This is a genomic window from Photorhabdus bodei (genome assembly GCF_003287735.1).
In the GTDB taxonomy this organism is placed as follows: domain Bacteria; phylum Pseudomonadota; class Gammaproteobacteria; order Enterobacterales; family Enterobacteriaceae; genus Photorhabdus; species Photorhabdus kayaii.
On the sequence record NZ_NSCM01000051.1, the window covers coordinates 24,492 to 31,783 of the forward strand.

The window sequence follows — 7,292 nt, forward strand, 5'->3', positions numbered from 1 at the left end:
GGCGAATAATTATGGCGCTATACGAAGCCTCTTCACGGCCAAAATCCGGTTCAGGGCAGGGTAAATTTAAGAAACAGTTAACACTCACGGATTTAACCTTCATTGGATTAGGGGCTATTTTTGGCTCTGGCTGGTTATTTGCGGCCAGTCATGTGTCTGTTATTGCGGGACCTGCAGGGATTTTTTCTTGGGTAATTGGCGGTATCGCCGTGCTCTTACTTGGTATTGTTTATTGCGAACTGGGGGCGGCACTGCCTAAATCAGGTGGCATTATCCGTTATCCGGTGTTTTCTCACGGTGAACTCATGGGGTATTTAATGGGTTCCATCACCTTGATTGCGTTTTCCAGCTTAATAGCCATCGAAGTCGTCGCCGCTCGACAGTATGCGGCGGCGTGGTTTCCATTTCTGAGTCAACCGGGTTCTGGTGATCCGACACTGACAGGCTGGCTGGTTCAATTTATTTTATTAGCATTTTTCTTTTATCTTAATTACAACAGCGTGAAAACCTTTGCGAAATCCAACAATATTATTAGTATTTTCAAGTTTATCGTTCCGCTGCTCGTCATTATTGTCCTGTTTAATTATTTCAATCCGAGTAATCTGCAAGTTCACGGATTTTCTCCTTTTGGGGTATCGGGTGTTGAAGCCGCGGTTTCAACAGGGGGCATTATCTTTGCTTATCTTGGTCTAACGCCCATTATTTCTGTCGCTGGTGAAGTGGAAAAACCCCAAAAGACAATTCCTATTGCTCTTATTCTCTCTATTTCACTGTCTACGGTTATTTATGTTTTATTACAGTTAGCTTTCCTTGGCGGGATACCCTCTGATTTACTTTTCGGTGGCTGGAATAACATTGGGCGATATTTTTCATTGCCGTTTCGTGATATAGCCTTAATCCTCGGTGTGGGGTGGCTCGCTTTTTTGGTGGTATGTGATGCGGTGATCTCTCCAAGCGGTACCGGGAATATTTATATGAATGCCACTCCCCGTGTAGTTTATGGTTGGGCAAAAAGTGGGACGTTATTTAATGTGTTTACCCATGTTGATGAAAAATCGGGGATACCACGTCCTGCACTTTGGTTGACGTTTATTCTTTCTGTTTTCTGGACATTGCCTTTTCCTTCATGGGAAAAACTCATCAGTGTTGTTTCTGCGGCGTTAATTTTGAGCTACGCATTAGCGCCAGTAACCGCTTCTGCCTTACGCCGTAATGCCAGGGAGATAAAACGTCCTTTTTATGTTAAATGGTTTGCGCTCGTTGGCCCGCTTTCTTTTATTATTTCCGCTTTCATTGTTTACTGGTCTGGTTGGAAAACCGTTTCCTGGTTGCTCGGATTACAAATTGTCTTGTTCTTTATCTACTTGTTATTCAAAAATAAAGTTCCTATAGGCAAAGTGAGTTTGCGCCAACAAATAACCTCGGCCCTGTGGTTGATTAGTTTTTACAGTGCCATGATCATTCTATCCTATTTAGGAACGTTTGGCGGTAAAGGCATTATTCCCGCACCTTGGGATATTGTTGCGGTAGCAGTGATCTCTCTAATCGCCTTCTATTGGGGAACTTTTAGTGCTTTACCCAATGCTATTTTACCAACGGAAGATGAGGATTAGTGCTGATGGAAACTCATTGAGGCATGGACATCCTTGTCCACATTGATGCCGATAGATTTAAGTTACAAAAACGGAGATGAGCATAGATTCATTCTAGCCAGAACATCCTCATATTCTGAAAAATCAATCACTTTCTGCAATGCTTGTTGCTTCAGGGACCTCAATTAATTTTCCTGACCTCACATCATATATGTACCCATATATAGAGATATTTGCGGGGACAAGAGGGTGGGTACGAATACGATGAATATCTTCAACTACGCTATCAACTTGATTGTTAATGGTAAGCCATTTGATATATTTTCCCTCAGATGATCCTGTACCGTTGCCGACATCTTTAAATCCCTCTTCCGTCATTATCGCGCTTTCCAGGCTGCTTTCTAGTAGATCGCCCATGATATTGTCTGTAAAAAGTTCCATCCCACAATTAGTATGGTGAATTACAAACCACTCTTTTGTTCCAAAAAGTTTATAGGAAATGATAAGTGAGCGAATAGCATCATCGCTGGCCCTTCCGCCTGCATTACGAATAATATGAGCGTCACCTTCAGATAAACCTGCAAATTTTGCTGGATCTAACCTAGCATCCATACACGTCAATATGGCAAATCGTCTGACAGCAGGTAAACCAAGGTTTTTTTTATCACCAAAAGTTGCTGCATATGCAATATTAGCGTCACTTATTTCTTTGATAACACGGCTCATTCTTCCTCCCTTCATATTTTCTGATTTAATAAATTATGATATAAAACAAAGATATATAGAAAAATCAACTTCTTAATAAAGCTAGGGTATCCATCTAGATAAATGAATATGAGGCTGAAAACACAAATACATAAAAAAAATTTATGAAAGCATATATACTCGTATCCTTTGTACTGGTCAAGTAAATCGTCTGTATGCACTATGCACAAGGATCCCATATGCGGCTATCTATTCGAACTTTATCAGCTTTTACATCTTTTGCTTTCCTCATTGCTCCGTTTTTCACTCAAGCACATAGCAGCAATACTGCTGGTATTAAAGTTGAAAAATTGCTTGAGACTGAAAAATCTTGGGATGGCGTGCCTTATCAGGGATACCCTAAAGGCACTCCTCAGCTTTCAGTTCTCAAAATTACTATTGCTCCAAATACCAGCCTTGCCTGGCATGAGCACCCGATACCTAATGTAGCTTACGTGTTGGACGGGGTGTTAACGGCAGAGAAAAAATCCAGTGGCGAAAAACGCCTTATAAAGGCGGGAGAGGTGGTACCGGAGATGGTTGACAGCATTCATCGCGGTTACACAGGTAAAGAGGGTGCTACTCTCGTGGTCTTCTACGCGGGACAAAAAGGGATCCCTCTTTCTAAACCTGTTGAGTAAAAATCACTCAGGTAGGTTTTCCATTTTTTTCGATATATTCACGCATAGCTAGCGGGCGGTGTACAAACATAGTCCGTTGGCGATCATTATTATGCCTTGCTATAATTGTATTACTCAGTAATACATGAAGAGACGAATTTTATGGCACGAGTAACTAGTGTTACCCTTGGTGAGCACTTCAACGGGTTCGTTGGTGATATGATCCAATCTGGTCGTTATGGCAACACATCCGAAGTTGTCCGCGATGCTTTGCGCCTGATGGAGGCTCGTGAGCAGCGTATTCAGAATGTTCGTGAAATGGTGCTGGCTGGTCTGAATTCCTCTGTCAGCAAAAACAGCATGGATGATATTTTTGTAATGGCAGCGAAGGACTTAAATGTATAAGTTCTCCGAGTTGGCTGATGAAGACATATTTCATATTGCCCGTTATACGATACAGCAGTTTGGTCAAAATCAGGCGAGGCGTTATCACGATGAACTGAAAAGAACTTTCGAGCTACTAGCCACATCTCCCTAGATTGGCAGGGAATGTGATTGGATATGCGCAGGAATGCGCCGCTTTGAGTTCAAGAAGCATTCCATCTATTACATGTTGCAGGATGACGATATCTTCATTTCACGCGTCATTCACCAGTCGATGGACGTTGATATATTCGATTTTCCAGAATAAGTCCATGGTGATTGTTACTCTAATTTAAAAGTCTTCAATATTAGTTTGCTGCATTACGGCGACGGCAGGCGTTTTCATCTTATCTAGAGTTGTTAAGCGCCTTCATCACTTATTTCTTATTTGGCTATCATGGTGCGCATAATGTATATTATGTTAAATAACCTCAGATGATAAACAACTTCACATAGACTAGGTGATTTTTGACATCCCTCCCTTTTCCAGTGTTACGGTGGATAGCCTTCCTCCTACCTAATATGTTGTTACCCTCCTCTCCTACTTTTCTGGATGAACACACTGGTATTTTTTTGAGGCTCATGTTTGGTTATGTTTGACGATTAACCTTAATGTTTTTATTTGGTAGTCATATAATTACGATAAAAGTACTTATTCAGGAATATTATAATTAATAGATATAGCATTTGAAGGCAATAATTATAAAAAGAATTTTTTACCATGATTATTCTCAAAAAATAATGAGTGAAAATGTTTGATGTTAATCACATTAATATCATCCAGAGTCAGGGTAGTTGACATTATTACCAGAAAATCCATCCGGCGTGAGTGGGTGAAATATAAACGATCTCAATTGTCAGCGCCGACTTGCCCTTATTTAAAACACCACCAGATTGTTACCTTTCCAGATTAAACATGTGAGATAAATCATAAATTCCAGAGAAGTTAAATATACTGGCATTAAAGATAGTTTCATGAAAAACTATAGGAAAATAAATTATCATTATATATTAGATTTGCCATTTTTGATTTCTGCTACTATTATGGTAAATGGAATTTGGGTTTCCAGCCTAATTCCACCTAGGATGAAAGATACAAGCAGTTTTTGAATTTTAAAATTGTAACATCATCGATGTGGTGATTTAGATTTTGCATGCATTATCACATATGATTTTGGTAAATAATACGTTTAAATATGTAAATTCTGAAACTATTTAAGGAGAGTTTTATGTTCAAGAAATTATTAACAGTTGGGGCATTAGCAACAGCATTAATCGGAGGAATTGGGACTGCATCGGCAATTGGTGATTGTCCGCCCCAAGTCGTAGAAATAGCAGGCGCAGATAGTTCTGGTTTGAAGTATAAAATAACTTTGCGTAATCCCACTAACAATTTTGCTAATGTATTTACTCGGTATGAGTCTAATGTTAATAAAACGATTAAATGGTATTTTAAAGGGTATTATGGAGAGTGTTATGAGGGTAACAGGAAAGTTCACGCTGCTTACTATGAAGGTAGAGAAATTTAAAATTATACCGAAAAGCCTCTTATTAGAGGCTTTTTAGAACACTGACAATATAATGGCAGTTAGGTTTCTAATCTAAGATGAAAAATATAAGCAGTTTTTGAATTTTAAAATTGTAACATCATCGATGTGATGACTTAGATTTTGCATGCATTGTCACATATGATTTTGATAAGTAATATGTTTGAATATGTAAATTCTGAAACTATTTAAGGAGAGTTTTATGTTCAAGAAATTATTAACAGTTGGGGCATTAGCAACAGCATTAATCGGAGGCATTGGGACTGCATCGGCAGGCGTACCATTTGAATATGATTCTTGTACGAGTTCGGGGCCATACACGTCCAGTGATAGGTATGGCAATTTCTATACTAGGTATAATGTTCAGCCTAGTAACTATTTTGCTAATGAATATATAGATGGTGGGATTAAATGGTATTTTAAAGGTTCTAAAAAATTAGGACCTGAATGTAATGGAAAATATGTCGCTTTATATGAAGGTAGAGATATATAAAATTATACCGAAAAGCCTCTTATTAGAGGCTTTTTAAGACACTGAGAAGATAATGGAAATTATATTTCCAACCTAGGATGAAAGATACAAGCAGTTTTTGAATTTTAAAATTGTAACATCATCGATGTGATGATTTAGATTTTGCATGCATTATCACATATGATTTTGATAAATAATACGTTTAAATATGTAAATTCTGAAACTATTTAAGGAAATTTTATGTTCAAGAAATTATTAACAGTTGGGGCATTATCCGCGGGTATTACATTAACTGGAGGAATTGGGAATGCATTGGCACTTGAAAAGTGTCCGAATCAGAATATAAACAAAAAGGGCTCGATGTATACTAGACATGTTGTTAATACTCAAAAAAAATTTTCTAATACATTTGAACAAAAATATAGTGGTAAAACGATTAAATGGTATTTAAAAGGGGTTGTTAAATCTTGTAATTATAACGGACGTACCGCTTATGCTGCTTACTATGAAGGTAGAGCAAAATAAAATTCTATCGAAGTCTATTATTTTTATTAACTAAGAACACTGACAAACCTCGTTGAAAATAACGGGGTTTTTGAGGGCGTTCAGAATTCTGTGTCACGTTAATTGAGCGGTTATAACGTTATCACATTATCCAAACGTCCTTCAAAGTAAATATAGAGTTGCGACAGCGTTAGATTCCAGCTTTGTATTGGCATTGTCCATTTTTCCTGTGCATTGAGAAGCCCCAGATAAAGCAGTTTCATCAGACTGTTTTCATTCGGGAACGCCCCTTTCGTTTTTGTCAGTTTCCTGAACTGACGGTGGACTGACTCGATGGCATTGGTTGTGTAAATGACCTTGCGGATCCCCGCCGGATAGCGGAAGTAACCCGACAGGTTACCTCACTTACGACGCCAGCTCTGGATGACTACCGGATACTGCTGGCTCCATTTCGCCTCCAGTTCGTCCAGCGCGCTTTCTGCTGCGTCTTTTGAGACCGCACGATACACGGGTTTCAGATCAGCCATGAAGGCTTTGTGGTGCTTTGAAGCCACGTATTTGATGGAGTTACGGATCTGGTGAATGACGCACAGCTGCACCTCCGTTTGCGGGTATATGCTGTTGATGGCTTCCGGGAAGCCCGTCAGACCATCAACACAGGCAATGAGGATATCTTTCAGTCCACGGCTTTGCAGGTCTGTCAGCACGGATAGCCAGAAGTTTGCGCCTTCGTTTTCAGACAGATACAACCCAAGGATTTCCTTTTTTCCCTCAAGATTGAGCGCCAATACGGTATAGACAGCCTTGCTTACGTAACGACCATCCTCACGGATTTTGTAGTGGATGGCGTCCAACCAGATAAAGGGATAAATGGCTTCCAGCGGGCGCTGCTGCCACTGTTTTAGCTCGGGGATCACCTTGTCCGTGACGGCGCTGATGGTGGCGCTGGAAACGCTAAAGGCGTATAGGTCTTCGATTTCCCGGCTGATATCGGTGTAGCTCATCCCGAGGGCAAACAGGCGGATAATCTTCCGCTCTATCTCGTCGGATAACGTGGTCTGGTGCTTCTTAACTAGTTGGGGCTCAAAAGTCCCATTACGATCCCGTGGTGTAGCCAGTTCAAAGCTGCCGGTCGGGGCTTTGAGGGTCTTTTTGGTGGAGCCATTCCTCCGGTTGGCCTCAAGGTCATTAGCCAGATGGGCGTCAAGTTCAGCGGCCAGAGCGGCTTCAGTAAGCTGCTTAATCAATGGGGTTAGGATGCCATTCTTACCGGTCAGTGCCTGACCATCCTGAAGCGCTTTCAGGGCTTTGTCGAAATCGAAAGATTGAGTCATTTGTCATTCCTTTTTGAGATATATTACTGGAATGACACAGAATTTCTAACACTCCC

At 40.2% G+C, this 7,292-nt stretch carries 7 protein-coding genes and 2 pseudogenes; 7 read left to right on the forward strand and 2 right to left on the reverse strand.

Going from position 1 to position 7,292, the window contains the following annotated elements:
• Positions 1–11: 11 nt before the first annotated feature.
• A complete protein-coding gene (locus tag CKY02_RS19845) occupies positions 12–1,613 on the forward strand; it encodes an APC family permease (protein WP_112896627.1) in 1,602 nt (533 codons plus the stop codon).
• A 123-nt stretch (positions 1,614–1,736) separates the two neighbouring features.
• Here the strand turns inward: CKY02_RS19845 and CKY02_RS19850 are convergent, their stop codons facing one another.
• Positions 1,737–2,318: a beta-class carbonic anhydrase gene (locus tag CKY02_RS19850; protein WP_112896628.1), complete on the reverse strand. Its 582-nt coding sequence runs from the start codon at positions 2,316–2,318 to the stop codon at positions 1,737–1,739.
• 218 nt (positions 2,319–2,536) lie between these two features.
• On the opposite strand from CKY02_RS19850, the gene CKY02_RS19855 reads away from it, so the two are divergent.
• From CKY02_RS19855 to CKY02_RS19885, 6 genes and pseudogenes are all read left to right on the forward strand, one after another.
• On the forward strand, positions 2,537–2,977 hold the full coding sequence (locus CKY02_RS19855; protein WP_112896629.1) for a cupin domain-containing protein: 441 nt from the start codon (positions 2,537–2,539) through the stop codon (positions 2,975–2,977).
• 141 nt (positions 2,978–3,118) lie between these two features.
• Positions 3,119–3,361, forward strand: coding sequence for a type II toxin-antitoxin system ParD family antitoxin (locus CKY02_RS19860; protein ID WP_112875949.1), 243 nt, complete (start codon positions 3,119–3,121; stop codon positions 3,359–3,361).
• Positions 3,354–3,647 (forward strand): annotated as a pseudogene (locus tag CKY02_RS24970) (type II toxin-antitoxin system RelE/ParE family toxin). The gene CKY02_RS19860 and the pseudogene CKY02_RS24970 overlap by 8 nt, the downstream one beginning before the upstream one ends.
• Positions 3,648–4,608: 961 nt before the next feature.
• Positions 4,609–4,908: a hypothetical protein gene (locus CKY02_RS19875; RefSeq protein WP_112896632.1), complete on the forward strand. Its 300-nt coding sequence runs from the start codon at positions 4,609–4,611 to the stop codon at positions 4,906–4,908.
• Positions 4,909–5,128: 220 nt separating this feature from the next.
• Positions 5,129–5,419 (forward strand): LCI fold-containing protein, encoded by a 291-nt coding sequence (locus CKY02_RS19880; RefSeq protein ID WP_112896633.1) that lies wholly within the window; start codon positions 5,129–5,131, stop codon positions 5,417–5,419.
• Positions 5,420–5,638: 219 nt separating this feature from the next.
• Entirely contained in the window at positions 5,639–5,923 is a 285-nt protein-coding gene (locus CKY02_RS19885) for a hypothetical protein (RefSeq protein ID WP_112896634.1), read from the forward strand.
• 110 nt (positions 5,924–6,033) lie between these two features.
• Here CKY02_RS19885 and CKY02_RS19890 read toward each other — a convergent pair.
• Positions 6,034–7,236 (reverse strand): annotated as a pseudogene (locus CKY02_RS19890) (IS256 family transposase).
• Between the last annotated feature and the right edge of the window lie 56 nt (positions 7,237–7,292).

What these genes read in the sequence shown, in the direction of transcription:
- CKY02_RS19845 (WP_112896627.1), top strand. Translation starts at nt 12, where the DNA reads ATGGCGCTATACGAAGCCTCTTCACGGCCAAAATCCGGTTCAGGGCAG.
- CKY02_RS19850 (WP_112896628.1), bottom strand. Translation starts at nt 2,318, where the DNA reads ATGAGCCGTGTTATCAAAGAAATAAGTGACGCTAATATTGCATATGCA.
- CKY02_RS19855 (WP_112896629.1), top strand. Translation starts at nt 2,537, where the DNA reads ATGCGGCTATCTATTCGAACTTTATCAGCTTTTACATCTTTTGCTTTC.
- CKY02_RS19860 (WP_112875949.1), top strand. Translation starts at nt 3,119, where the DNA reads ATGGCACGAGTAACTAGTGTTACCCTTGGTGAGCACTTCAACGGGTTC.
- CKY02_RS19875 (WP_112896632.1), top strand. Translation starts at nt 4,609, where the DNA reads ATGTTCAAGAAATTATTAACAGTTGGGGCATTAGCAACAGCATTAATC.
- CKY02_RS19880 (WP_112896633.1), top strand. Translation starts at nt 5,129, where the DNA reads ATGTTCAAGAAATTATTAACAGTTGGGGCATTAGCAACAGCATTAATC.
- CKY02_RS19885 (WP_112896634.1), top strand. Translation starts at nt 5,639, where the DNA reads ATGTTCAAGAAATTATTAACAGTTGGGGCATTATCCGCGGGTATTACA.